Raw genomic sequence first — 26,996 nt, 5'->3', positions numbered from 1 at the left:
CGATCGCGAATCCATGGATCACTGACCTGCAGATCACCGGTTGGCGGCGCGGCGGTACAGGATGAGCGAGGCGGGTATGCACACCGCCAGTATGACCAGTGCCGATCCCACCGAGTATCCGACCGCGTGGTCGGCGACCCATCCGGTGGCCTCGGGGAAGGTCGGCGGTGCCTCGTTGCCGAAGAGCTGCCGGGACGCGGTCGCCACTGCCGTCACCGGATTCCACTCGGCGATCGCGCGCAGCGGACCCGGCAGGCTCTGGGCGGAGATGAACGCGCTCGACAGGAACGTGACCGGGAACATCCACAAGAACCCGATGCTCTGTGCGGCTTCGACATTCGGCGCGGCGAGACCGGTCACCGCACCCACCCACGCCATGGCGAGCGCGAACAGTCCGATGATGCCGAAGGCGAGGGCGGCGTCGCCGGCACTGCCCTGGACCCGCCAGCCGATCGCGAGCCCGCACGCGACCATCACCGCGAGGCCGACGACGCCCAGGAGCATGTCCGAGGTGACACGGCCGCTGATGACGCCCAACCGGGACATCGGTAGCGACCGCAGCCGGTCGACGATGCCGTCGGAGGTGTCGTTGGCCAGGCCGACCGTGGTGAAGGCGGCGTTGAAGACGACGGTCTGCGTGAAGATGCCGGCCATCAGGAATTCCCGGTAGGAACCCCCGCCGAAGGTCGCGCCGAAGACGTAGGCGAACAGGAACACGAACATCAGCGGCTGGATGGTGGCACTGATCAGCAGGGTGGGAATTCGCTTGACGGTGAGCAGGTTCCGCTCGACCAGCACTGCGGTGTCAGTGAGCATGGAGTCGATCCGTTCGGGTCGTCGGGGCGTGGGAGAGATCGGGATCGGCGTCGGCCACCGTCGGGATGACGGTGGTCTCGGCATCGGCCGTGGCCGATGTCTCGCCGCCGTGGTCACTGCCGCCATCGTTGTCCGGCGTGTCCCGCTCCGTGAGGGCCAGGAACACATCGTCGAGGGTCGGCGTCGCGACGGTGGCGTCGACGACGACGATTCCGACGGCGTCGAGCGCCCGGACGGCGGCGACCGCGCTGCGGCTCCCGTCGCTGACCGGCAGGGACCACCGTGAGTTGTCGGTGTGTGCCGGGTCGGGGCGATCCGACTCGTCGAGTCGTTCGGGCATGCCGAGTCCGACCTCGGCGAGGGTCGTGGCGACCAGCTCGTCGTGAGCGGTCCCGTCCGAACGCACCTCGATGGTGAGGATCGACGCACCGGTGGAGGCCTTGAGGTCGGCGGCACTGCCCTGGGCCCGGATCGTCCCGTGGTCGATGACGGTGATCTCGTCGGCCAGGGCGTCGGCCTCTTCCAGGTACTGCGTCGTGAGCAGGACCGTCGCGCCGTTCGCGACCTGTTCGGTGATGACCTCCCACATCTGGCGTCGCCCACGGGGATCCAGCCCGGTCGTCGGTTCGTCGAGGATGACCAGGGACGGTCGGTTGATCAGGGCGCCGGCGAGATCGAGCCGCCGGCGCATGCCGCCGGAGTAGGTACGCATCGGGCGGTCGGCGGCGTCCTGCAGGGCGAGGTCGGCGATGAGTTCGCGCGCCCGTGCCGAGGCCTCGCCCCGGGAGAGGCCGTACAGCTGACCGACCATCCGCAGGTTCTCGAAGCCGGTCAGGTTCCCATCGACGGCGGCGTACTGCCCGGACACGCCGATGATCTTGCGGGCTGCGCCGGGATCGGCGAGCGCGTCGACACCGTCGACCACGACGCTGCCCTCGTCGGGCTTCATCAGCGTCGCCACCGCGCGGACGGTGGTGGTCTTGCCGGCTCCGTTGGGGCCGAGCAGCGCGTGCACGGTGCCGGCGGGCACGGTCAGGTCCAGGCCGTTGAGGGCATGGACGCGGCGACCCCGGCCGAACAGCCCGGTGCGGAACGTCTTTCGCAGGCCGCGCAACTCGAGGGCGTTGCGGGCGGGGGAGACGCCATCGGTGGATGTCGCGCCGGGAGTCGTGACCGGACCGGACGGCGACGCCGTGGTCCCCGGAGTGGTTTCGGCCGACGTGGTGTCAGCCATACTGTGCCGCCCCATGTGTGACCTCCCTTTCACTGTTCTGCGAACGTTCCATCGCGCGGATCAGGCTGGCGGGCCGCATGTCTCGCCAGTTCTCCTCGACGTACTCGAGGCACTCGTCGTGACCCGACGGACCGAACACGACGGTCCAACCGTCGGGGACGGGGGCGAAGTCCGGCCACAAGGAATGCTGGTTCTCGTGATTGACGAGGACGCGGAAGGTCCCCGCGGTGTCGTCGAACGGGTTCGTCATGATTCCTCCTCCTGTGCTGCGATTCCCGGTGTGCCCGAGTCTGATTCGATCGGTCCTGATTCGATTGCGGTCAGCCACTCGGAGACGTTCTCCGGCAGCAACATGCGTGCGTGGGTGCTGGTCGCCTGGACCTCGACGACGCGACCGGTGACCTTGCTGCGCCAGTCGGTGACCGCCGGCGGGCCGTCGTGCGCGTCCACGGTCGCGGTGACGAAGGTGAGGTCGCCGTCGAAGACCCGGGGTCGCCAGTTCCGGGCGAGTGGGGACGCGTGGCGGAACACCTCGTGCACGGTCGTGAGCGTCTCCTCGGACAAGCCACCGAGCGCGCCGCCCGCCGCGGAGATGACGCGGAACGCGTCCGCGACCGAGGGCTCGGTGCCCTCCTCGCCACCGTCGGGGACGTCGAGTCCGAACTCGCGCATGAGTTCTGCGATCGACGCCTCGGTGTCGAGGTCGGGCCGTTCGGCGACGACGTAACTGTCGAGCACGACGAGTTGCTCGACGGTCTCGCCGGCCTCCTGGAGTTGCACGGCCATCTCGTGGGCGATCAACCCGCCCAGCGACCACCCGAGCAGGTGGTACGGCCCCTCCGGTGACACCGTGCGCAGCTTCGCCACGTACACCTGGGCGAGGTCGGCGATCGTCTGCGGGCACGGATCACCGGCGAACGCCGGGTGCTGTAGGCCGTAGACCGCGCGGTCGGCAGGCAGGTGGGGCAGCAGGGAGGTGAAGCTCCAGGACAGTCCGATCGCCGGGTGGACCACGAAGAGCGGTGCGGGAGCATCGCTTCCGGCGTCGCTGCTGGTGCGGCGCAACGGCAGGAGGGTGTCGAGACCGGAGGCCGACGGTCCGGTGTCCCCGTCGGAGTGCGCCCCGCCGTCGAGCAGCTCGGCGAGTTCGGCGGGACTCGGGGCCCCGAACAGCGATTGCGCCGCCAGGTGCTGTCCGGTGAGCTCGCTCAGCTTGCCGGTCACGGCGGTGGCCATCAGGGAGTTGCCACCCAGGTCGAAGAATCCGTCGTCGGCACCGATGGCATCGAGGTCGACCTCGAGCACCTCCGCGAAGACGCGGGCGATGGTCGTCTCGGTCCCGGGGGCCGGCGCTCGGCCCGAGGCGGAGGCGGCCGGGGTCGGCAGCGCCGCGCGGTCGAGTTTGCCGGTGGGGGTCAGCGGAATGTTCTCGAGCACGGAGACCGACACCGGCACCATGTGCCGCGGCAGCCGTCGTCCCACCCGGCGCCGCAGGTCGGCGGGATCGGGTTCGTGCCCGCGCGTCGCTGTCACGTAGCTGCGCAGGACCGCCTGGGCCCCGGTGCCGTCCACGAGTGTCACGGCGAAGTCGACGTCGGGTTCGGCGGCGAGCGCGTCGTCGATCTCACCCAGTTCGATGCGGAATCCGCGGACCTGCACCTGGGAATCGCTGCGGCCGACGTAGAGGAGCTGCCCGTCGCCGGTCCAGCGGACCAGGTCGCCGGTGCGGTACATCCGTTGGCCGGCGAACCGGGGCCCGGTGACCATCGGAGCCGGGACGAACCGGACCGCGGTGAGGCCGGGTCGACGGTGATAACCGCGCGTGAGCTGCACGCCGGTCAGGTACAGGTCGCCGGTGACGCCGGGCGGCACCGGGTGCAGCCGATCGTCGAGGACGAGCGCGCCGACGCCGTTGTTCGGCGTGCCGATCGTCAGCGGCGTGTTCGGGGTCAGCGACCGGCTGCCGGTCGTGATGATCGTCGTCTCGGTGGGTCCGTAGACGTTGATCATCGTGCGACCGGGCGACCAGCGCCGCACGAGGTCGGTTCCGTAGGCCTCGCCACCGACCGCGAGTGCGCGCAGTGACGGCACGGCGGCGGGATCCATGCTGGCCACCGCGGCGGGGGTGATGAACGCATGCGTCGCCTGGCGCGTCCTGATCACATCGCTGAGCGCGGTGCCGCCGTAGACGTGGGGTTCGACGATGGTCAGTGCCGACGAACCGGCCAGCGCGAGCAGCATCTCCAGCACCGAGGCGTCGAAACTCGGTGAGGCGAAGTGCAACACGCGGGACGTGGGTCCGGGATTCATCCGTTCCGCGAGTTCGTCGTGCACCGCGCGCAACCCGCTGTGCGGGACCAGGACGCCCTTGGGCTTACCGGTCGATCCCGACGTGTAGATGATGTACGCCAACTGATCCGGGCGGATCGTCGACGCCCGCTCGGCGTCGGTGATCGGCGCCGGCGAGGAGTGCTTCATGCGGGTCCGGGTCGACGCGGCGTCCAGGACGAGGGTCGGTACCTCGCTCCCGGCCGAGCTCTCCGCGATGCGTTCCCACGACGACGAGGTCGTCACGACCAGCTGCGCGCCGCTGTCGTCGAGCATGTGCGCGATGCGGTCGGCGGGATACTCGGGGTCGATGGGAACGTATGCGGCGCCGGCCTTCACGATCGCCCAGATCGCCACCAGGGAGTCGATGGAACGGCTGATCGCCATCGCGACCACCGGTTCGCGGGACGACCGGACGTCGGGACCCTCGGTCCCCGGCTCGTCGGCCGAGCGCGAGTAGGCCCCCACCCCGCGGCCCAGGAGGACCCGGGCCAGCCGGTTCGAGCGTGCGTCGAGTTCGGCGTAGGTGAGCGTCTCAGGGCCCTCGCCGTCCGCGGTGCGCTGCCCGATCGCGGCGAGCCCGTCGGGGTGCCGCCGCACCGCATCGGCGATCAGCACGTCCAGCGTCGTCGGTGCGTTGCCGCGCGGTCCGAGAGCGGGGGTGCGCTCGGCCACCTCGAGGGGGTCGGTGATGCGGATGTCGCCGATCGCGCGTCCGGGGTCGCCGAGCATGCCGCGCAACACGCGCATGAGTCGCGTTCCCAGCATCTGGGCGTCGTCATGTCCGTATCGCGCCGCGTCGTAGGTGATCTGGACGGCGGCGTCGGTGTCGGAGTCGGTCGCGCCCAGGCCGGTGACGGTGAATTGCAGGTCGAACTTGGCGGCGAGGGACTCGAATTCGGCCACCTCGGCCATCAGGTCGTCGTCCATCGGAACGGCGGTCCCGGCGAGGGAATCCGCACCGCCCACCGGGGTCGGCGCGCCACCGGCGAAGTCGTGCACCGACAACGCCACCTGGAAGAGCGGGTGTCGACCGTGCGCGCGTTCGGGATTGAGCGCGGTCACGATGTCGTCGAAGGGCACCCCGCGGTGATCGAGGGCGTCGATGTCGGTGTCGCGGGTCCGGCGGACCAGTGCGGCGACGGTCTCCGCGCTGCGCAGGTGGCTGCGCAGCGGCACCATGTTGACGAACATGCCGACCACGCCGCTGTAGTCGCGGTCGACGCCGGTCATCCCGGTGCGGTTGTCGACCGGACTGCCGATGACCAGGTCATCGCCGACGCCCAGACGGTGCAGCAGGATCGCCAGTGCGGTGTGCAGGACGGAGAACGGCGTCGTCGACTGTTCACGGGCGAAGGCGGTGAGGCCCGCCCGGGTGTGTGCCGGGAGCGGCAGACTCACCGACCGGGCACCCGAACCACGTCTGCCGCCGCCGACCGGTTCCACCGTGCTCTCGGCGGGCGCACCTGCCAGGTGATCGGTCCAGAATCCCAGCTCGTCGGTCGTCGCGGGCGCCGTCGCACTCTCGACGGCGTGGTCGCGATAGTCGAGAGCGGCCGCATCCCAGGTCTCGGCGCGGCCGGCGCGTCGTTCTCGGTAGGCCTGCGCCAGGTCGCCGACGAGGGTCGGCAACGACGCGCCGTCGGCGGCGATGTGATGCACGACGAGCAGGAGGATGTGCGTCGCGGTCTCGCCACGCGCACCGGGGTCGGCGACGACCGTGGCACGCAAGGGCGCCTCGGTGGTCGGGTCGATGGGCGTCGACGCGAGGCGCGCGATCTCGCTCATCAGCGCGTCGGGGTCCGCGGGGACGACGGGGGTCAGCGAGCCGACGACGGCCGCGGGATCGTCGAGCACCCGGCCCGTCGGTGTCCCGTCGACCGCCTCGAAGACCGTCCGCAGGCTGGTGTGCCGGGCGACGACATCGGTGAGTGCACCGCGGAGGGCCGCGAGATCGATGTCCCCGGTCAGTCGCAGGACGAAGGGCATCAGGTACTCGGTCGACGCGGGGTCGGCCGCCGCCAGCGACCACAGGCGGCGCTGGACCGGCGCGAGCGGGAAGGTCTCCCGTCGGACCGGGCGACCCGACGACTCGTCGGACTCCGCGGTCGGTGCCCAGTCGGCCGGCAGGCTGATCAGGTCCGCGAGGGCTTCGGCGGTCGGGTGGTCGAAGACGTCCCGGACGCGGAGGCGGCCGTCGGCCGACACCCGGTTGATCCGACTGACCAGGGTGGTCGCCTGCAGCGAGGTGCCACCCAGCAGGAAGAAGTCGTCGGTGGCACCGATCTCCTCGCGAGCGAGGCCGAGGACGTCGGCGACGATGCCGACCAGCGCGGTCTCGGCATCACCGCGCGGTGCGCGACCGACGGACGACATGCTGCTCGCCGACGGCTCCGGCAGTGCCCGATGGTCGAGCTTGCCGTTGCCGGTCAGCGGGATCTCGTCCAGCACGACGATCGCGGACGGGACCATGTGGCGCGGCAGGCGGCTGCGGACCGACTCCAACACCTTTGCGGTGTCCACTGTTTCCGGGGCGTCTGCGGACTCGGGGTCGCCGGCCGCCCCGGCGGAGCGCGTCACGTAACCGACCAGGGTGGCCGATGCGCTCTCGCCGCGGACGACGGTGGTGGCGAAGTCGATTCCGTCCACGGCCGCCAGTGCCGCACTCACCTCGTCGAGTTCGATGCGGAAACCGCGGACCTTCACCTGGTTGTCACTGCGACCGTGGTAGGTCAGCGCGCCGTCGGCGTCGCGGTGCACGATGTCACCGGTGCGGTACATGACGGCGCCGTTTCCGTCGGGGGAGGCCACGAACCGGCCGGCGGTCAGACTGCGGCGCCCCAGGTAGCCCCGTGCCACTCCCGGCCCGCTGAGGTAGAGCTCGCCGGGGACGTGGTCGGGCAGTCGCCGCAACCGGTGGTCGAGGACGAGTGCGGTGCACTCGTGGACCGGCGTGCCGATGGTGATCGGCTCACCCGGGTGCAGCGGCGCCGACATCGTCGCGACGATGGTCGTCTCGGTCGGCCCGTAGGAGTTGATGTAGCGACGGCCGGTTCCCCAGCGCGCCACGAGTTCCGGAGTGCTGGCCTCGCCGCCCACGCCGAGGGTCTTCAGGTGGGGGAGCGGATGGGGTGCCGCGGCGGCGAGGGCCGACGGCGTGATGAACGCGTGGGTGACCTCGCGCTCGTCGAGGAACTCGACGAGTTCGTCGCCGCCGTAGATCGTCGTCGGTGCCACCACCATCGTCGCGCCGGACTCGACCGCGAGGAGGAACTCCAGCATCGATGCGTCGAACGAGGGGGAGGCGAACAGCAGGGTGCGATCGCCGGGGCCGACCTCGTACCGCTCCCGCTGCGTCTGGGCGAACGCGGCCAGGCCGCGATGGGACACGCTGACGCCCTTCGGTTTTCCGGTGGAGCCGGAGGTGTAGACGATGTAGGCGATCGAATCCGGGTGCCGGGCCGGGGGCCGGAAGCCCGCGCGCTCTCCGGTGCGCAGATCCTCCGGGGTCAGCCACCAGATGTCGTGCGGCACATCGCGACGGTGGTCGGCGCTGCTGATGCCGAGGATGGCGCCCGAATCGGCGATCATGTGGGCGATCCGCTCGGCCGGGTAACGCATGTCGACCGGGAGTGCGGCCGCGCCCGCCTTCGTCACGGCCCATGTGGCGACCACCGATTCCAGGCTGCGATCGACGGCGATCGCGACCACGTCCTCGGTGCCGACCCCGAGTTCGCGCAGGGTGAGCGCCCAGCGCGCGGAGAGCCGATCGATCTCGGCGTAGGTGAGCGTGCGGTCTCCGTCCTCGACCGCCACGCGATCGGAGTGGTCGATGACGGTGTCGGCGAGGATGTCGGCAAGATGCCTCGGCTCGATCGAGCCGTGGTCGCGGACCTTGGGTTCGGCGGCGTCCGCGAGATCGGCCGCCCCGGTGAGGTCGTCGAGAGGTGTCGACGGATCCGCGGCGACCGCGCGTGCGAGATCGACGAACATCCGGGCCAGTTCGCTGACGCGGTCATGCGTGTGGACATCGGTCGCATAGGTGAACCGCGCGCGCCCGTCGCGGATTCGCAGTTCGAGGTCGAACCGGGCGGCCCCGGTCTCGATCTCCTCGGCGACGACCTGCAGGCCGGGCAGATCCACCCTGGTGTGGTCGGGTTCGAGGGTGTCAGAGACCCCGGCGTCGAACGCCAGCGCGATCTGGAATATCGGATGCCGGTCCGTGCGAGGCGGATTGAGCATCGAGACGATCTGCTCGAACGGCATGTCGGCGCCCGCCAGCGCGTCCAGATCGCGGCTGCGGACGGAGTCGAGCAGGGCCGCGAACCCCTGGCTCCCGTCGACCGGGGTCCGGAGGACGACCGAGTTCACGAACATACCGACGATGTCGGCGAGCCGGGGATCGGCGCGTCCGGCGACGGGGGTGCCGATCACGATGTCCGCCGCCGAACCGGCGACATGAACCTGCGGGTCGGCGTTGAGCCGGTGCAGCAGCGCGGCGAACACCGCATGCACGCACATGAATTCGGTCGCCCGGCCGCCGCCCAGTGCGGAGAGGCGGCTGCGCAGTTCGGCGTCGAAGTCGACCTCGACCACGCCCGCGGTGCGGGCGGACCCGCTCGGCGCGTCGGGCACGAGGATCGGACCGACATCGATCCCTTCCAGGTCCTGTCGCCACCGGTCGGCCAGATCGGTCCGGGTCTCGAGGTGATCCGCCTGCCAGCGCAGGTAGTCGCGATAGTCCAGGGCCGGCGGAGTGGCGGTGACCGCGGCTTCGGTACCGTTCTCGGCCGCCGTCCGCAGTTCGGCGTAGGCGGTGGTGATGTCGCGGTGCAGCGGCACCATGGACCAACCGTCGGCAGCGATGTGGTGGATGACAAGGGTCAGCTTGTGATGCGCGGTGTCACTGTCGATCCGGTGCAGTGCGACGCGCAGCGGTACGTCGACGGTCAGGTCGAACGGGCGACGCGCCAGCGCCTGCGCCTGGGCCGGCCACTCCGCCGAAGTCGTCTCGACGACGGTGAGTTCGGTCTGCACCTCGTCGGTGGAACGTACGTCCAGGTCGGGGCGCCCGTCGTGCTCGGGGTAGACGGTGCGCAGCATCTCGTGTCGGTCGACGGCGTATCGGAGCGCGCCGGAGAGGGCGTCCACGTCGAGATCGCCACGGAGATCCAGCGCGAAGGCGATGGCGTAATCGGCTGTCGACGAACCGTTGTCGTTGTCGGCTCGACCCGGATCGGCGTCGGCACCGCCCGCGAGCTGGTTGAGGAACCAGAGCTGCTGCTGCGCGGGTCCCGGTTGCGCGGGGCTGTCCGGATCGTGCCGGAGGTCGGCGAGCGTCCGCGCCTCGACGAGGGCGGTGTCACCCTCGTCGGCGCCGCCGAGCCGGGCGATGCCGGCGACGGTCGAGTGGTCGAAGACCTCGCGGACGGGGACTCGTCGCCCGGTGAGATTCTCGAGTGCGCCGACGATCTGGGTCGCCAGCAACGAGTTGCCGCCGAGGTCGAAGAAGTCGTGATCGCGGCCGATGGTGCCGCGTTCCAGCTCGAGACGCTCGGCGATCAGGTCGGCGACCGCCTGCTCCAGGGGGTTGCGCGGCGCGACGAAGGCCACGTCGCCGTCCACCGATCCCGGCTCCGGCGCGGGCAGTGCCCGGAGGTCGACCTTGCCGATCGGGGTCGTGGGGATCTCGTCGAGCTCGATGATCGTCGACGGGATCATGTGCCGGGGCAGGCGCTGCGCCAATCGGTCTCGCACCGCGGCGGCCTGCCCGTGGGCGCCCGCGGTCACGGTCACGTAGGACACGAGATGGGCGCGGTCGCCCTCGCCGTGCGTGGTGGTGACCGCCGCCCGCACCGACTCGTCGGCGACCAGGGCGGCGTCGATCTCACCGAGTTCGATGCGATGCCCGCGGATCTTGGTCTGATGGTCGGCCCGCCCGCGGAACTCGAGTTCGTGATCGGAGGTCCATCGGACGAGGTCGCCGGTTCGGTACATGCGCTCGCCGGGATCGCGGTAGGGGTTGGCGATGAAGCGTTTGGATGTCAGCGGTCGGACGCCGTGGTACCCGCGGGCGAGATGCTCACCGGCGATGTACAACTCGCCGATCGCGCCGGGGGCGACCGGGCGCAGGCGCTCGTCCAGGACCAGCGCGGAGATGCCGCGGATGGGCCGGCCGATGGTCAGCGTCGTGTAGTCGGGGCTGATCGGCGCCGACACCGCGGCCACCACGGTGGTCTCGGTGGGACCGTAGGCGTTGAACAGCTTCGGGCCGGTCGACCAGGTGCGGACCACCTCGGAGTTCGGGTGCTCGCCGCCGATGACGAGAACCTCGAGATCGGGGACGTCGTCCGGCGTCATGGTGGTCAGTACCGACGGGGTGAGGAAGGCATGCGTGATCCGCGCATCGCGCATCAGCTCGGCGAGCTCGGTGCCGCCGACGATGCCCGGCGGCACGATGTGCATGGTCGACCCGGCGGAGATCGCCATCAGGATCTCGAGTACCGACGCATCGAAACTCGGCGACGCCATGTGCATCGTCCGACTGGTGGTCGTGATCCCGTACTGCGTGACCTGTTGCGCGCCGAAGTCGGCGAGTCCGCGGTGGCTGACGACGACGCCCTTGGGCGTGCCGGTGGTCCCCGATGTGTAGATCAGGTAGGCGGGCTGGTCGACGTCGAGGACGCCTCGGCGCTCCGAGTCCGCGATGGGCTCCGTTGATTCGGCTTCGATCCATTCGCGGATCGCGGGGTCGTCGAGGACGACTGTGCTCAGAGCGGGCCCGGCGCCGGGATCGGACGACCGATCGGTGACGAGCAGTCGTGCGCCCGAGTCGGTCAGCATGTGTTCGATGCGGCCGGACGGATACGCGGGATCGACCGGGAGCCAGGCGGCTCCGGTGCGGGCGATCGCCCACATCGCGACAATCCACTCGACACTGCGCGGAAGTGCCACGGCCACATGGTTTTCAGGCCCGCCGCCACCGTCGATGAGCGCCCGCGCCAGCTGGTTCGACGCCGCGTCGAGTTCGCGGTAGGTCAGCGACCGGGTGCCGTCGGTGACCGCGACGCGGTGTGGCGAGGACTCCGCGGCCGCCGACAGCAGCCGGGTGAGGTGTTCGACCGGACGGCGGCCTTCGCCGACTGCCGGGACGAGATCGAGACGCTCGTGCAGGTCGAGCACCGGCAGGTCGCCGATCGGGGCGCTCGGGTCCGCGGTCGCCGCCTCCAGCATGCGGACCAGGCGCGAACCCAGTCCGGCCACCGTGTCCCGGTCGAAGAGAGCGGTGGCGTAACCGATCTCGAGGGTGAGGCCGGCGGGCTCGCCGGTCGCCCCGCGCACCTCGGTGAACGTGAACTGCAGATCGAAGGTGGTGCGACCGGTGTCCACGCGGGATGCGGTCGCCGAGAGCCCGGCGAAGTCGAGCCGGATGGCGGAACGGTCCTCCAGGGCCATCGACACCTGGAAGTACGGGTGGACATTGCCCGAACGGGCCGGGTTCAGTTCGGTCACCAGTCGGTCGAACGGCATGTCGGCGTTGTCGAACGCGTTCAGATCGGTGTCCCGGACATGTGCCACCAGGTCGGCGAACGGCAGGTCCTTGTCGACGACGGTGCGCAACGCCAGCGTGTTGACGAACATGCCCACGAGGTCGTCGAGGTCGGCGTCGCCGCGTCCGGACACCGGTGTGCCGATGATGACGTCCGAGGACTGCGCGAGGGAACGGAGCAGGAGCGCCACCGAGGCGTGGAGCACCATGAAGACCGTGGCGTCGGCCTCGGTCGCGATGGTCCGGATCGCGCCGTAGGTGTCGGGGTCGATGGTCGAGGTCACCGACGATCCGGACCGACCGGTCACCTCCGAATCCCGGCCTCGGGGACGGTCCAGGGGCAGCTCGGTCTCGCCCGGCGCCCCGTCGAGGGTGTCCCGCCAGAACTCGAGTTCGGCCGCGGCATGCGGACTCTCGTCGAGCCATGCGTGACGTGCGGCGCTGGTCTGCGAGTAGGAGACCGGCAGCTGCGACCATTCGGGCTCGATGCCGTCGCGGCGGGCGCGGTAGGCCGTGGCCAGGTCGCCGGCGAGGGGGGCCAGCGACCAGCCGTCGGCCGCGATGTGATGGACGACCATCGTGAGTCGATGATCGTCGTCGGCGGTACGGACGAGGCGCGCACGGACGGGGATCTCGGCGGCCAGATCGAAGGGGAGCGAGGCGAAGTCGCGGTCCGGGCACTGGGCGACGTCACCGGTCGCGAGGACCGGCAGGTCGACGTCGACCGCGTCCGGGTCGATCGCGGAGATGCATGCCACACCGTCGATCTCGGCGACGACGCTGCGCAGCGGCTCGTGTCGGCGGACGACGTCGACCAGGGCCGTCCGGAGTGCGTCGGTGTCGAGTGCGCCGACGAAGCGGACGGTGAACGGCATGTTGTAGGTCGCCGAGGACGCGGAGTCCAACCGTGTCGCGAGCCACAGCCGATGCTGGGCCGGGGACAGCGGCACGGCTCCGGAGACGGTCCGCCCGGCGGTGTCGTCGGAGGGGACCGAGGCGGAGCCGACGGCCGGCTCATCAGTGTCGACGCCCAGGTCGGAGAGGGCCGCTACTAGGCCGGCGAGGTCGTCGGCGTCGAACACCGTACGGATCCCGATCCGATGGCCGGTGGCGCGGGACAGCCGCGAGGCCATCCGTGTCGCCGACAGTGACGTCCCGCCGATCTCGAAGAAGTTGTCGCTCAGCGACACCGACGCCGGAGCCGTGGCGGGAGCCTCGTTCGCCACCTCGTCGGACATGCCGTCGCGCAGGTCGAGCACATCGGCGACGGTCGCCACGACGAAGCGCTCGAGCGCGGTACGCGCGGGGACGAACTCGCGGTGGGTCCGCAGGTCGGGCCGCGGCAGCGCACGGCGGTCGAGCTTGCCGTTGGCGGTGGTGGGCAGTGCGTCGAGGACCATGATCGCGGTGGGGATCATGTGATCCGGTAGCGCGGTTCGGAGTTCGGCCCGCAGGTCCTTGTCGGTGAGTCCGGTGCCGGTGACGTAACCGACGATCGTGGGCTCACCGGCGACCAGATCGTCCCGGATGACCACGCCGGCGGCGGTCACGCCGTCCAGCCGGCTGAGGGTCGACTCGATCTCGCCGAGTTCGACCCGCTGGCCGCGGATCTTGACCTGTGAGTCGGTGCGACCGAGGTATTCCAGCTCGCCGGCGGCGTTCTGACGGACGAGATCGCCGGTGCGGTAGAGCCGTTCGCCCGGCGCCGCGGGCGAGGCGACGAATCGCGATGCCGTCAGGTCCGCGCGCGACCGGTAGCCGCGGGCCAGCTGGACGCCGCCGAGATAGAGTTCGCCGATCGCGCCGGGCGGTTGCGGCCGCAGGCGGTGGTCGAGCACGTGGACACCGGTGTTCCACACCGGGGAGCCGATCGGGATCACCGGGACGTCGGCGCGGCAGTGGTCGTGGTGGGTGACGTCGATCGCGGCCTCGGTGGGGCCGTAGAGGTTGTGGATCGGAGCGGACGTCAGCATCGCGGCGGCACCGACCGTCGCGGGAGTCAGAGCCTCACCGCTGGTGAAGATGCGGCGCAGGCTCGTCAGCTCCGATGCATCGTCGGCGTCGAGTGCCGCGGTGAAGGCGGCGAGCATCGAGGGCACGAAATGCAGTGTCGTGACGCGGTGTTCGGCGATCACGTCACGCAGATACCAGGGGTCGCGATGACCGTCGGCAGTCGGTACGACCAGTGCCGCGCCGGTGGTGAACGGCCAGAAGAACTCCCAGACCGACACGTCGAAGGTGGACGGGGTCTTCTGCAGCACCCGGTCGTCCGGTGCGAGCTCGTAGCGGGCCTGCATCCACGCGAGGCGGTTGACGATGGCGCGGTGGGTGATGACCACGCCCTTCGGCTTGCCGGTGGAACCGGAGGTGAACAGCACGTACGCGGCCGTGTCGGGGCCCGGGGGCGTTGTCGCCGCGGCGACCCCTTTGTCGGCACGCAGTTCGGCCAGCACCGTGTCGGTGATGACGAGGTCGGGGGCGGCCACCTCGAGGATGTGCCCGAGCCGGTCGGCCGGCTCGGCCGGGTCGATCGGCAGGAATGCGCCGCCGGCACGGATCACCGCGTGCAGCGCCAGGATCTGGTCCGTGCTGCGGGGCAGCTGAACGCCGACGACGCTCTCCGGACCGATCCCGCGCCGGGTGAGTGCCGCCGCGAGCTGCGTTGCCGCGTCGGTGAATTCGCGATGGGTGAGCGAACGCCCGTCCCGCGCGTCGGTGAGCGCGGTCTCGTCGGGGTGGGCCCGGGCCGCGTCGTCGAGCAGGTCGACGAGGGTGGTGGCGCCGTGGTCGACCCGTTCCCCGGTCATGCGCTCGGGCAGCGCTTCGCGTTCGGCGTCGGTCAGGAGGTGCAGGTCCGACATCCTCGTGTCGCCGGGCGCACCGACGAAGGCGGTCACGAAGTCGACGAGACGACGGTGGTGGGTGGTGATGTCGTCGTCCGGGTAGATGTTCGGATTCGCCTCGAGGTCCAGGGTCATCCCGCCGTCGAGGCTGTCGTACACGTTGACCGACAGGTCCTCGATCGGTCCGGTGGACAGGACGTGCAATTCGCCCTTGAGCGGGCCGAAGTCGATGTGCTGGAAGAACAGCATGACGTTGACGAGCGGGCCGAAGAAGCCACGCCGCGCCCCCGCTGCCCCGAGGATCTGGGAGGTGATGTCCTCGTGCCGGAACTTCTGGTGCCGGACGGCGGACTTGATCTCCGCGTTGACCGATTTCAGCAGATCGGTCACGGTGGCGGAATCGTCGTGGAGCGCGATACGCAACGGGACGACGTTGGAGGTCAGACCCGCCGAGGTGCGCAGCACGTCGCGGTCGCGGGCCGCGACCGGCAGGCTCAGCATGGCCTCGTCGCGGTCGGTGTAGCGCGCGACGTAGGCGGCCACCGCAGCGGTGATGACCGACGCCGGCCGGACCCGGTGGCTGTGTCCGAGCTCGCGGATCCGGGCGACGAGGGTGTCGTCGAGGACCGCCGATCGGACGACCGACAACGGCGCGGCCGGAGCGGAAAGGCTGGTGAGAGTGGTCATCTCGGGCATATCGGCCAGATGGGACGCCCAGTGCTCGCGGTCCTCGGCGAACTTGGCGGAGGCACGGTACTCGCGGTCGAACTCGGCGATGTCGACCATCGACGCGGTGTCCGCGATCGGCGGCGGCGTTCCGTTCACGATCGCCGTGTAATGCGAGGCGACACGAAGCATCATGTACATCGCGGCATAGCCGTCGAAGCCGATGTGGTGACCGTGGCAATACCAGATCGAGTGTCCGGGACCCACTTTGAGCAGGTGTGTCTCGAGGATGTTGTCGGCGAAGACGTCTGAGCTGGCACTTCGCCGGCGGTCGATCCAGGCCAGTGCGGCCGCGCGCGGGTCCTCGGCGTCTGAGAAGTCCTGTCGACCCAGCACCACGTGCTGCGACCGGTCGAGAACCATCATCGGTTCGCCGTCGTCGGTCGGGATCAGCCGCAGCAGCGGGGCCTCGGTCTCACTCTCGGTGAGGGTGACAGCACGCTGCATGATGTCCGGATCGACGTCGACGAGTGGGTCGTCACCGCTCTCGCCCTGCGGACCCGATGTGTCGCCGCGGAATTCGACGAACGCGTCGATGGTCATCGGCACGTCCGGCTCGAGCTGCTGGGCGTAGAAGATGCCGCGCTGAGCGGCGGTCATCGGGATCGTCAGGTCGGTGTCGATGTCGGTAGCAACGGTGTTCCGGACCGCGTCGTCTGTGGTCACGCGTGCCTCCCCTGTGAGTGCGTGCCCGCACGGCAGCGTCGAACCCGGCTCGGACTGGGGGATTCGAACTCCGGTCATCGCTCACGGGGCTGGTGGCCCCGAGTCGAGGACTTGCCGTCAGGCCGCAGTTGTCGGACTGAACTGCGGAGCCCGGGGAGCATGGTGACCGTTCGGCTCACGATCGGCAGCCGAGAATTACCCCCGGCGCTGACACGCCCCCCGTGTTTCGCTCCCTTCCGGCTCGCACTGATTGCTCGCCGGACGGGCTTGTGTCTGGTCGATCTCGTCTCATGGGTGCTTCGCGTGGCGGTGCACCCCAGATGGGTCAGTGCGCGGAAAACTTTGCCGGCCCGGCGTCATCCGAAACCCCCGCGCGGTCGCCGGGACCATCGATTTGGCCGGGACCTGGGCATTCCCCTACACTTGTGGGGTTGCCTGCGGCGCCGCTGTGTCGCGAATCGGCTCACGAACCCACTGGGGCGGACGGCCCGGGTGTCACAACCTGGTCAAAACCCCAGGCAGGCGTGTGTTCGATGGCAACAGACCGTGTGCGTCGGGTCGGAAATCCGCCGTACATAAGAAGCCAGGTCAAGGAGACTAACGAGTGATTCAGCAGGAATCCCGCCTGCGAGTCGCCGACAACACCGGTGCCAAGGAGATCTTGTGCATCCGCGTGCTCGGCGGTTCCTCGCGGCGCTACGCCGGCATTGGCGACGTCATCGTCGCCACTGTCAAGGACGCCATCCCGGGCGGCAACGTCAAGAAGGGTGAGGTCGTCAAGGCCGTCATCGTGCGCACCACCAAGGAGCGCCGTCGTGCGGACGGAAGCTACATCCGCTTCGACGAGAACGCCGCCGTCATCCTCAAGGGTGAGAGCGACCCCCGCGGAACCCGCATCTTCGGCCCGGTCGGCCGTGAGCTGCGTGAGAAGAAGTTCATGAAGATCGTATCGCTGGCACCGGAGGTGATCTGACATGAAGGTCCACAAGGGTGACACCGTGATCGTCATCTCGGGCAAGGACAAGGGCGCCAAGGGCAAGGTCATCCAGGCCTTCCCGAAGACCCAGCGTGTCCTCGTCGAGGGCGTCAACCGAATCAAGAAGCACACCGCCGCGTCGGCCAACGAGCGCGGTGCCTCCTCCGGCGGCATCGTGACCCAGGAAGCCTCGATCCACGTCTCGAACGTGATGGTCGTGGACTCCGACGGCAACCCGACTCGCGTCGGCTACCGCGTCGACGAGGAAACGGGCAAGAAGGTCCGGATCTCGCGCAAGAGCGGGAAGGACATCTGACATGACCTCTACTGAACCCAAGATCCAGCCGCGCCTGAAGACTCGCTACCGCGAGGAGATCAAGGACACGCTGAACAAAGAGTTCGAATACCCCAACGTGATGCTGATCCCGGGCGTCGTGAAGGTCGTCGTGAACATGGGCGTCGGCGACGCCGCCCGTGACGCGAAGCTGATCAACGGCGCCGTCGAGGATCTGGCCAAGATCACCGGCCAGAAGCCGGAGATCCGTCGCGCTCGCAAGTCCATCGCACAGTTCAAGCTGCGCGAGGGCATGCCGATCGGTGCGCGCGTCACCCTCCGTGGCGACCGCATGTGGGAGTTCCTGGACCGTCTCGTGTCCATCGCCCTCCCGCGTATCCGCGACTTCCGCGGCCTGTCGGACCGTCAGTTCGACGGCAACGGCAACTACACGTTCGGCCTGAACGAGCAGTCGATGTTCCACGAGATCAACATCGACAACATCGACCGGCCCCGCGGTATGGACATCACCGTCGTGACGTCGGCCACCACGGACGACGAAGGCCGGGCGCTGCTGCGTGCCCTGGGCTTCCCGTTCAAGGACAACAACGTTAAGGACAACTGACATGGCAAAGAAGGCTCTGGTCAACAAGGCCAACAAGAAGCCCAAGTTCGCCGTGCGGGCCTACACCCGGTGCAACAAGTGCGGCCGCCCGCACTCGGTGTTCCGCAAGTTCGGCCTGTGCCGTATCTGCCTGCGCGACATGGCGCACGCCGGCGAGCTGCCGGGCGTGCAGAAGTCCAGCTGGTGATTTTCACCCGACGGATTTCGTAGCAGGAATGCGCTCATGGAGCGCATTCGTGCTACCGATTCCCCAGCGGCCCCATCTCGCTTCGGCGAGGTGGGGCCGTTGTCGTGTCACTGCTGAGTCGTGTCACTGCTGAGCGAGCCACTCCTCGATGAGGTCGGGGACGCTCTCGATCGACGCGGTGAGCGACCGCTGGTAGATGCGGTTGACGATGGGGTCGGCCATCTTGCCGAACACCCCGCCGAACCCGGTCGAGGACGTGATCCGACAGGTCACCTGGACGCCGTCGGAGGTCTCCTCCAGCGAGATGTGCGTGGTGAACGGGAACGGCGCCTCGACGGACTGGAACTCCGTCTCCTTGCATGTGTCGACGCGGGTGAACTCCCCGCGTCATTCCATGGTCCGCCCGAGGACTGCCGTCTTACCCTTCCATTGCGAGCCGACGGCGAGCGGCCCATCGGACAGCGGGATGATCTCGACGGATCCCGGAAGGTGTGCTCGGGAGCGGACATGTACTCCCAGACGGTTTCGAGTGGTTGCTTGACGGTGACGGATGCGCTGGATTCGGGCATGACGAAATCCCTTGTGTGCGGACGATTGTAGGACGGCAGGGCCGGGCCCACGCCGCACGCCATCTCGGGGCGGGTGGGGATCACGGTCCGGACGAGATGCATCCGCCGGTCAGAGTACTCCCCGTCGACCGCGAAGGCTACGTCCGAATTGTCCCCGATTCGTATGTCTAACAAGGACTTTCGTGACCGCCGTCCTCATGGATTTCTCCGTCGGAGATCGTTGCTCGTGGACTGATGCCGACATCGCACTCCTCGTATCGCGTCGTCGTCAGCGGGTGGCGGTCCATTCGTCGACGAGGCGCGGCAGCTTCTTCGCGTTCGCGGCGAGCGACCGCTGATACGCGCGGATCGCCAGCGCGTCGGTAAGCTTCCCGACCGCCCCGCCGACGCCGGCGTTGCGGATGCGGTAGGTGAGTTCGACGCCGCGACCAACCTCCGCGAACGTGGCCGAGATGGCGAACTCGAGCGGTGACTCTGTGGAGGAGAACTCGGTGGCGGTGTGCGCATCCACCCGCGTGAACTCGCCGGTCCAGTCGACGGCGCGGCCGAGCCCCTTCATCTGGCCGCGCCAGACGGTCCCGACCGAGACCGGCCCGTCGGTGACGGTCTCGACGCCGATCACGCCGGGCGTCAGCGCCGCGACGTGCTCCGGGATGAGGCAGTACTCCCACACCGTGGTGAGGGGTTGTCGGACGAGGACGGTCGCACTTGCTTCGGGCATGACGTCGACGTTACCCGCCCGCCGGACTGCATGGCGAAAAGCGAACTATGGCAGCGTTTCTCGCTACGAGATCCCGTTGGGGCTCAGCGCCCACGGATGCCACCCAATTGCGACGTCGACTTGCCGGTGTGCCAGAAGTCGAGCTGGTGACTTCGCACTGGCCTGACAGTCGCGCTGTAAGGCCCCACCCCCCACCAGGGAGGTGGGGCCTTACGCAGTTCACCCGCACCACAGGTCGGGCGTGAACACTATGAAGTTCTCAAAGGGCATGCGCGCTCCGACGGATCGGTGCGAAAAGGTGCTACGCGGGGCGTCGTCTCTCGACGGATTCGCCTTCAGAAGTATCAGGCGCTCGGGCTCTCCGGCCGTTCGCCGATGCGAGTCGGTCATCGACCACCGAGGTGGATCAGGCTGCGGCCCGGTCATCGAGAGTCATGGTGCGGCGGTTGTATGCCGGCAATGGCGTTCGGATCGGATCGATCGATGCGGGTGGGACCAGCCACGGGTGGCGGTCGCGCCCCATGATGATCTCCCACTGGCCGGCATGGATGTGGGCGTGGCAGGACGGGCAGAGCAAGCACCCGTTGTCGATGTCGGTGGAACCGCCGTTGCTCCAGAACTGGATGTGGTGGACGTGGGTGCGGCCCGCAGGCGCACCGCATTTGATGCAGCACCGGTCGCGGATGATGATCGCTCTACGCAGATGCGTCGGGAACAGTCGTCTGGAAGTGCCCATCTCCAGGGGGACGGTGTCGCCGTCGATGACCACGTCGGTGACAGAGGAGTCGCACGCAAGCAAGGACGCGGTGGTGGGGCTGATCGAACCCAGCCACAACAGGCTGGCCTTGTCGGGAGCAGCCGCCGGCAGGAGCACGCTGACGTGGGTCTTTGGTGGGGTTGCAAGGGTGGTGTCGGCCACCGCCGCGGCATCGAGGATGAGTTCCAGAGCATCCGCGTTGCGGGCCCCGGTGGTCCGTGAGTCGTCGGTGCCGTCGGGCTCAGGCCTCGGAGTGTTTAGAGATTCGATTGCCGCGGTCAGCTTTTCGCCGATGACTGTGTCGAGATCGCCGCGTACGCGGACCCGGCCTTCCCCGGTCGGGGAGACGGTGAACTCGTTGATGGTGCGGTCCTCGCCAGCATGCAGGCCGCCGGACTCGACCGCATACTCGTTGCCCAGTTCGCGCGCCTTCTGGGCGATTTCGGCAGGGGTGGCGCCGGACATCGCCTGCGCGATAAGGGTCTGCTCGACCTCTGCTCGTTCCTCGGCGCAGACACCCTCGGGTGCTCGACGCGCGACATGAACTATGCCGTTCACGACGGCATCGGCGTGTTCCCCGGGGATCGCGCCGTCGGCAGTGTAACCGGGCAACCGAGAGAGCCATGCGTGTGCGTTGCCGATCCGCAACCAGCGGTGCGCGATTGCGGGTGCTGCGCCCATTGTGATCAGCAGGGCGGACGTCTTGCCGGTCGACTGTCGGGCCACACCGAGACGGTCGAGGGTGGCAGCTCCGACGGCGGCGTGATGGTCCAGGATGGAGCGCAGTTCGATCAGCAGAGACATCGCGGTGCTCGCTTGACGGCCGGTCGGCTCCGCGCCGCCAGGGGGCAGATCCCACAGCGCCTCGCGAATCGCAGTCAACACGGCGAGATAACCCTCACCGCCGGAGTGTTCGACACTTTCGGTCTCTGGGCGCAGCATGGTGGCGAGTGTTGTTGGCATGACGGACCTTCCACATCACAGGACGGAACTGGAGGCAGGGCTTCTCGTCATCGTTGGTTCGACACCGGCGTAACCGTCTGCCGATATGCGTCTTTCATCTGTGGCCTGTAGAAATCACTGTATCCGGGGGCACCGACAAGAACCGAACGGTTGAGGCCCCCGCAACTCAGGCTGATCACCTGGCCGCTCGCCTGCTCAGCGTCGGCGTCGGCGTCGGGCCGCCTTGCGCCGCTGGGCCCGGTTCATTCCGGGGTGCGGGTAGATGACGCGCGGACTGTCGCCACCGGTCGCTCGCGGGTCGTGCACGCCCATCACGAATTGGTGTTCCGGTGCAAGGGTGTAACCCTCTTCCCACGGATAGCTGCCCAGATCGTCAGGCCACACCGCCTGCAAGACCGGAGCGTCGGGGTAGAGGACGTTGGTGACGATGAGATCGGATTTGTCCACCAGTTCGATGACGGTGACCGGAACCTCAAGCGAATCCAGTTGTATGGGAACCGAATTCGACACGATCGAGTGCCAGTCATAGGTGTGAAACACGCTGCCCAGCTCGTTGAGAACCGATGCACTCGTTCGTGCATCCAGTCCGTACACCGCCAACTCGGGGAGGTCGTGTAAGCGCAGGCCGGTGGTGTACGCGAAAGAGCAGTCAGGTGCTTCGCATTCGGGAGAGTGACACGTGCACTCGTCACTGACGGCCGTCACCGCCCAACCGTAGCGCCGGATGCGGTCGAGCGTCTCGCGTACCAGCGGGTCGGGGTGCCAGCGGGGCAGACCCCGCAGATCGGAGAAGTGGTGGGTCATGCTCGCTCCTGTTGTTCGAAGGTGGAGCGTAGTAGAGCAGTCGGCACCGACAGATTCGGGCGACGTCCGAGTTCCGCCTCGTCAGCGCCCGAGGATGCCACCCAACACGCCGCCGGCCCCTGACCCGGCCGACCCGCCGCCACCGGTCCCGCCGACGAACCCGCCGGGCGGGAGTTCGGACGGCTGCACGACGACGAACCCGCGCCCGGAGAACTCGAGGGTGAACCGTTCGCCGGTGCTGCGTCCCATCAGGGTGCCGAGGTTGAACGAGTCATTGGACTTCACCGAGGTGCGCAGGCTCGACGACCACGCGACCGCGGCCTGCGGGTCGGCATAGGTCGCGGCGTCGACGTTGAGGACGACCGGGGTGCCGTCGGTGGTGATGGCGATCCGGCCGCGCCCGGTGAAGACGCAGTTGAACAGTCCGGCGTTGCTCATCGCGCCGGCACCCTGCACACGGGCGATGTCGTAGGACAGCGAGGAGTCGAAGGCGAGGACGTTGGCGCCGTTGATGGTGAGGCCGTCGGAACCGTCGAGGTCGATGAGGTGCACGTCCGACGCCGCATCGGCCAGGAACAGGTCGCCCTGTCCGGTGACCTTCATCAGCGGAACGCCCTCGCCGGTCATCGCCTGACGCATCATCCGTCCGAGGCCGCCCGAGCCGAGCGCCTCGAACTTCAGGTTGCCCTGGTAGGCCACCATCGAGCCGGTGCGGGCCATGACCTCACCGGCGAGGCCGACCCGGCACATCTTGCTTCCCTGCTTCTGGATCCCCTGCCCGGTGACCTCGGCGTGGGACGGCGCGAACAGATCGCTGTGCATGGGAACTCCCTGTGGTTGGGCGGTGACCGGGGGCCGGGGCGGAGGCGGCGGTGTGGACGGTGTATTCCATTGCGGGGCCGGTGGTTCGGGTGTCGGCGGCGGCGCGGTTGGCGTCGACGCGGCCGGCGGCCAGGGCTGCGGATCGGTGACTCGCGGCGGCCGTCCAGGAGGCGGCGTCGCGGGCTCGTCGTCGACCTCGATGCCGAAGGCGGTGGCGAGGCCCGCGAGACCGGCGTCGTATCCCTGGCCGACGGCACGAACCTTCCAGACGTCGTTGCGCCGGTAGATCTCGAGGCACACGACGGCCGCTTCGCTGGTGAGACCGGAGGGGCTGAAGACGAGTTCGGTGCCGCCTCCGGTCAGCGTCGCGCTGAGGGCGCCGGCGGTCGCGAAACTCGTGGGCCCGGTCCCGTCGAGGCTCGCCGCGACGACGACCGTCGCGATCTCCCGAGGCAGCGCGGCGGTGTCGACCGAGATGATGTCGGCCGAGCCGGCAGACCGGTATCCGACGCCGGGGCCGCTGGGCTGGTTGTAGAAGACGAGGTCCGCGTCGGAGCGGACGCGACCGGCATCGGTGAGCAGGATCGCCGAGGTGTTGACCGGCGATGCCGAGCGCACCGAGACGGTCACGGCCGTCGACGGCAGCGGACGGTTCTCTCCGGCGGTCAGCGTGAGCACGGTGTCCATTGTGCCAACCATCGTCTTCGGCCGTCGGCGAAGTCGGGCCCGGCCGTCACCGCGGACGCGGTGTCGTGGAGCGCGCCAGCTCGACGACCTCGTCCTCGGTAGGCGGACTCGACGGGTGGTAGGTGAGACAGAGCGGCGTCTCGGCCTTGGCGAACCGCCCGCCCTCACTCGCGATGTAGAACGTCCCCGCCGGGAGCTTGCCGATGTCGGGAATCCTGCTGCCCTTGTTGGCGGCGAGTTCCTTGGCGCGGTCGATCTGCGTCGGATGATTGAGCAGTCCGAAGATCTGGGTCGAGGAGTTGGCCGAGATCTTGTTGTCGATGCCGGTGGGCGACTGGGTCGCGAAGATGAGCCCGAGGCCGTACTTGCGAGCCTGCGACGCCAATGCGCTCGTGCTCTTCGACGCCGCGGTCATCCGGACGGACGGGGCGAAGTTCTGCGCCTCGTCCATAACGAGCAGTCCGCCGAGTGGCCGGTCGGCGGCCGGATTCTTCTTGATCCAGGCGAACAGCGCCATCTGGAGCTGATTGACGAAACCGGCCCGCCGGTCGTCAGTGCCCAGGCCGGCGAGGTTCACGACCGACACCCGGGCCCGGAAACCCGGTGAGGGAGTGAGCAGATACCCCGGGTCGGCCGGGGCGGCGTCACCCCCGAAGACCGGATCGATCGCCATCGAGGCCTTGAGGTTCTCCGCGAGTTCGGCGGCGAGCTTCGGGGCGTCGGCGAGGGTGCTCGCGTCGTCTGGCAGTTCGGTCAGCAGTCCGACGTATGCCTGCAGGGCGCCGCCGCCGCGACGTCCGAAGGCCTCCATGGACTGCTGCAGGACGGCTTGCTGCCGATAGGCTTTCGCGCTGGTCCCGATGGCCCGGGCATGCGGGATCAGGGCGCCGACGGCGGAGTCGACCGCGGCACGGAACTCGTCGGGGTTGCCGACCACCGTGCTGAAGTCGGGTAGCGGCTGGAAAGTCAATGGCCGCCCCGATGCCCGACCCGGCGTGAAGACCGCGACCTCGGTGTCGTGCAGGTAGCGCTTGGCGCGCTCGCGGTCGTCGGGCGTCCACGGACGCGGGTCGGCGTCCGGCCACGGTGTCCCCAGGCGTGCGAGGTCATTGTTCACGTCGAGGATGATCGACGAAACGCCCTGCAAGGCAGCCTCTTCGACGATGCGGCGGATCAACACCGTCTTCCCCGAACCGGATCCGGCGAACAGCGCCACATGCTTGCGCAGGGCGAGCAGCGAGACGGTCACCGCCTCGCCGGTGGCGACACTTCGCCCGAGGGTGATCGACTGTTCGCCGGCGGGTGCGGTTCGCGACGACGATTCGGCGGTGTCGTACCCCGCCGTCCCCGACCGAGGGTCGGTCGACCGGAACTCGTCCGTCGTCGTCTCGCGGGGTGGCGTCGTGGTCGAGCGTTTGTCCGCGGTGCCGGGCTCGTGGCGTTTGGCAGGCGTGTCCGAAGTAGTTGCCGCGGAATCCGTTGACTGCACGCGTGGCGCCGGCGCCTCGAGTGCGGGGCCCAGGATGTCGGTGAGAAAGGCGATCTCGGCAGCCGGGTTGCGGTCGGAGATCCACTCCCGGAGATGCGAGGGCCGTTCGGCCCGCAGTTGTGCCAGCGCGCTCAGCCGTTTGATGTCCTGTTCGGTCCAGGCGACGACCCGTCCGCCCCGATCGTGCAGTTCCTCGACCATCTGCCGGGTCTTGGGCCCGGTGGGCCAGGGATCTCGCCGCAGGATCACCAGGGTGCGTTCGATGTCGCCGAGGGTGAAACCGGAGGTCGTCGTCGCGCTCGACAGGCGCGTCTGGACGGCACGCGCGTTCGATGCCGCGATGGCACGGAAGCTCCAGGACTGCTCGATGTCCCGGTTCGGGTCGACGAGTTGTCGGATCCGCCCGTGCAGCGGACTCTTCGGTCCCGGCCGGGCATCGAGCTGCCAGCGGTCGGCGTCGCGGGACAGTGCCTGGATCCACGTCGCCAATCCGGCATGGAGCAGCGAGGGGACGATCCGGTCCTCGGTGTCGGGTACCAATGCGGGTAGCGGGTCGGCACGCCGGATCAACTCCGCGTACCGCTGGTCGAGCTTCGCGAACGCGGGATTGTCCGAGGTGGTCGTCGACGACGAGTCGGTTGACGACGACCCCGCAGACGACGACCCTGCAGACGACGATTCAGCAGACGACGAGCGCCCCCGAGCGGACGCCCCCGTGTCAGGAACGTCTGTCGTGGTGCGGGACTGGTTGATCAGGGGGAGTGTGCCCTGGCCGGCGGAGGTCTTGGACGTGGCGCCGGAGAGGTCGGTGATCTCGGCGAACGTGTCGCTGCGGAGCATCGCGGCGATCTGGCGGTCCACGGTCACCATCAGCTCGCGCGGGGTGTAATCGGTGGCCGCCGTCAGTGCGGTGTCGGTGACCGGCCAGGTGGGATGGGGCGGCGTGAATCCGACGCCGGCGAAACCCGGCGCGAAACGCCGGGCGAGCAGGAGCCGGCCGAAGTCCGCACTCGCGGGCCGTTGCAGGGTGGGTGGCAACCGGAACCGATCAACCGCTGATCGCATGACGTGTCCGGCGAGGTACTCCCACGCGGCGGTGATCGAGGAGACCACACATGTGGTCCGACTCATGGTGTCGCGCACCGACATCAGGCCGTGCGCCAGTTTCTCCACCTGTGATTCCTCGCCCGGCTCGGCGGTCTTGCCGGCCTCGATCAGGGTGTCGATCTGGTCGATCGCGAGAACCGCCGCATCGTCGAACGCGATGATCCGCGAGATGTTCTCGACGATCTCCTGATAACCGAGGCGGGCATTGCGGATGCCCCAGGCGGCGAGTTCCTCCGCGTCGTCGATGTCCAGGTGCAGAAACGCCTCGCCGAGGTCTTTGGCCGCGAAGTCGTCGGACTCCAGCAGTACGAGCGCACGCAGGATGTGCTGCGACCGGCGTCGGTGCCGCGAATGGCGGGTGTAGACGCCGTGGACGAAGTCATCGAGAGCGGCGGGTGTCAGCGACGCGCCGCCGGTCACGGCGTCACGTGTCCCGTCCGAGACCCCGGCGTCGATCGCGAGGCGGTGGAGGAGCTGATTCAGCTGCGAGCGGTGGCGGGGCGTCGGTCGGCCGAGGTCCTCGATGATCGCCACGAGCACCGAACGCCAGAAGTCGGTGGCGTCGAGCAGCTTGACGAGAAAGAAGTACCCGCCCTCCTCTTGGACACGATGCCGGACCCGGCCCAGGAGATGGGTCTTGCCGGATCCGGCCGGACCGCGCACCGTGACCCCGATCGGACTCCCCGACGGCGAACGACGGGCGTCGTCGAACGAACGGATGATGTCGACGATGGTGTCCTCGTGCAGGCCCCCGACGTGGAAGGGGTCGGCGGTGCCCCACACGTCGTCGGGGGTGTCGGCCCAGTTGAGGCGGATCGATTCCAGTGCGTGACGGGCGTCGGCGTCCATCGGA

Annotated in this window: 14 protein-coding genes; 4 read left to right on the top strand and 10 right to left on the bottom strand. The window is 68.9% G+C overall.

From position 1 onward, the window contains the following. Window positions 1-33: 33 nt before the first annotated feature. Genes LEL84_RS09005 through LEL84_RS08990 form a run of 4 tightly spaced genes read right to left on the bottom strand, consistent with a single transcriptional unit; the run spans window position 34 to window position 16,162 of the window. A complete protein-coding gene (locus LEL84_RS09005; RefSeq protein WP_058252001.1) occupies window positions 34-816 on the bottom strand; it encodes an ABC transporter permease in 783 nt (260 codons plus the stop codon). Beyond that, window positions 806-2,065, bottom strand: coding sequence for an ABC transporter ATP-binding protein (locus LEL84_RS09000; RefSeq protein WP_413466953.1), 1,260 nt, complete (start codon window positions 2,063-2,065; stop codon window positions 806-808). Before LEL84_RS09000 ends, LEL84_RS09005 begins: the two co-directional genes overlap by 11 nt. After that, the gene (locus LEL84_RS08995) at window positions 2,043-2,300 is read right to left on the bottom strand and encodes an MbtH family protein (RefSeq protein WP_068972014.1); all 258 of its coding nucleotides are present in this window, start codon (window positions 2,298-2,300) and stop codon (window positions 2,043-2,045) included. The genes LEL84_RS09000 and LEL84_RS08995 overlap by 23 nt, the downstream gene beginning before the upstream one ends. Continuing rightward, complete coding sequence (locus LEL84_RS08990) at window positions 2,297-16,162, bottom strand: non-ribosomal peptide synthetase (protein WP_226513839.1); 13,866 nt, start codon at window positions 16,160-16,162, stop codon at window positions 2,297-2,299. Before LEL84_RS08990 ends, LEL84_RS08995 begins: the two co-directional genes overlap by 4 nt. A gap of 604 nt (window positions 16,163-16,766) precedes the next feature. Here LEL84_RS08990 and rplN point away from each other — a divergent pair. The 4 genes from rplN to LEL84_RS08970 are packed head-to-tail and all read left to right on the top strand — an operon-like array spanning window position 16,767 to window position 18,224. Further along, on the top strand, window positions 16,767-17,135 hold the full coding sequence (rplN, locus tag LEL84_RS08985) for a 50S ribosomal protein L14 (RefSeq protein ID WP_004019493.1): 369 nt from the start codon (window positions 16,767-16,769) through the stop codon (window positions 17,133-17,135). 1 nt (window position 17,136) lies between these two features. Continuing rightward, window positions 17,137-17,454 carry a 50S ribosomal protein L24 gene (rplX, locus tag LEL84_RS08980; protein ID WP_005197643.1) on the top strand — a complete coding sequence of 106 codons (318 nt, stop codon included), beginning with the start codon at window positions 17,137-17,139 and terminating at the stop codon, window positions 17,452-17,454. A gap of 1 nt (window position 17,455) precedes the next feature. Continuing rightward, a complete protein-coding gene (rplE, locus tag LEL84_RS08975) occupies window positions 17,456-18,037 on the top strand; it encodes a 50S ribosomal protein L5 (protein ID WP_055475154.1) in 582 nt (193 codons plus the stop codon). A gap of 1 nt (window position 18,038) precedes the next feature. Continuing rightward, window positions 18,039-18,224, top strand: a complete 186-nt coding sequence (locus tag LEL84_RS08970) for a type Z 30S ribosomal protein S14 (RefSeq protein WP_004019490.1) — start codon at window positions 18,039-18,041, stop codon at window positions 18,222-18,224. A gap of 123 nt (window positions 18,225-18,347) precedes the next feature. Here LEL84_RS08970 and LEL84_RS08965 read toward each other — a convergent pair whose 3' ends face one another. The 6 genes from LEL84_RS08965 to LEL84_RS08940 all read right to left on the bottom strand — a co-directional run bounded on the left by LEL84_RS08965 (window position 18,348) and on the right by LEL84_RS08940 (window position 26,992). Further along, entirely contained in the window at window positions 18,348-18,497 is a 150-nt protein-coding gene (locus LEL84_RS08965; RefSeq protein ID WP_226513838.1) for a hypothetical protein, read from the bottom strand. Between the two features lie 564 nt (window positions 18,498-19,061). Further along, window positions 19,062-19,514 carry an SRPBCC family protein gene (locus tag LEL84_RS08960; protein WP_205333230.1) on the bottom strand — a complete coding sequence of 151 codons (453 nt, stop codon included), beginning with the start codon at window positions 19,512-19,514 and terminating at the stop codon, window positions 19,062-19,064. A 406-nt stretch (window positions 19,515-19,920) separates the two neighbouring features. Then, window positions 19,921-21,234, bottom strand: a complete 1,314-nt coding sequence (locus tag LEL84_RS08955; protein ID WP_226513837.1) for an HNH endonuclease — start codon at window positions 21,232-21,234, stop codon at window positions 19,921-19,923. A gap of 195 nt (window positions 21,235-21,429) precedes the next feature. After that, entirely contained in the window at window positions 21,430-22,038 is a 609-nt protein-coding gene (locus tag LEL84_RS08950; RefSeq protein ID WP_211538351.1) for a DUF4262 domain-containing protein, read from the bottom strand. An 81-nt stretch (window positions 22,039-22,119) separates the two neighbouring features. Next, entirely contained in the window at window positions 22,120-23,547 is a 1,428-nt protein-coding gene (locus LEL84_RS08945; protein ID WP_226513836.1) for an AIM24 family protein, read from the bottom strand. 46 nt (window positions 23,548-23,593) lie between these two features. Beyond that, on the bottom strand, window positions 23,594-26,992 hold the full coding sequence (locus LEL84_RS08940) for a helicase HerA domain-containing protein (protein ID WP_226513835.1): 3,399 nt from the start codon (window positions 26,990-26,992) through the stop codon (window positions 23,594-23,596). Window positions 26,993-26,996 lie beyond the last annotated feature (4 nt).

The organism is Gordonia sp. WA4-43 (assembly GCF_020520305.1).
Classification (GTDB): Bacteria; Actinomycetota; Actinomycetes; order Mycobacteriales; family Mycobacteriaceae; genus Gordonia; species Gordonia hongkongensis.
Note: the sequence above shows the minus strand (reverse complement) of the source record. Positions and strands in the feature narration are given on the sequence as shown.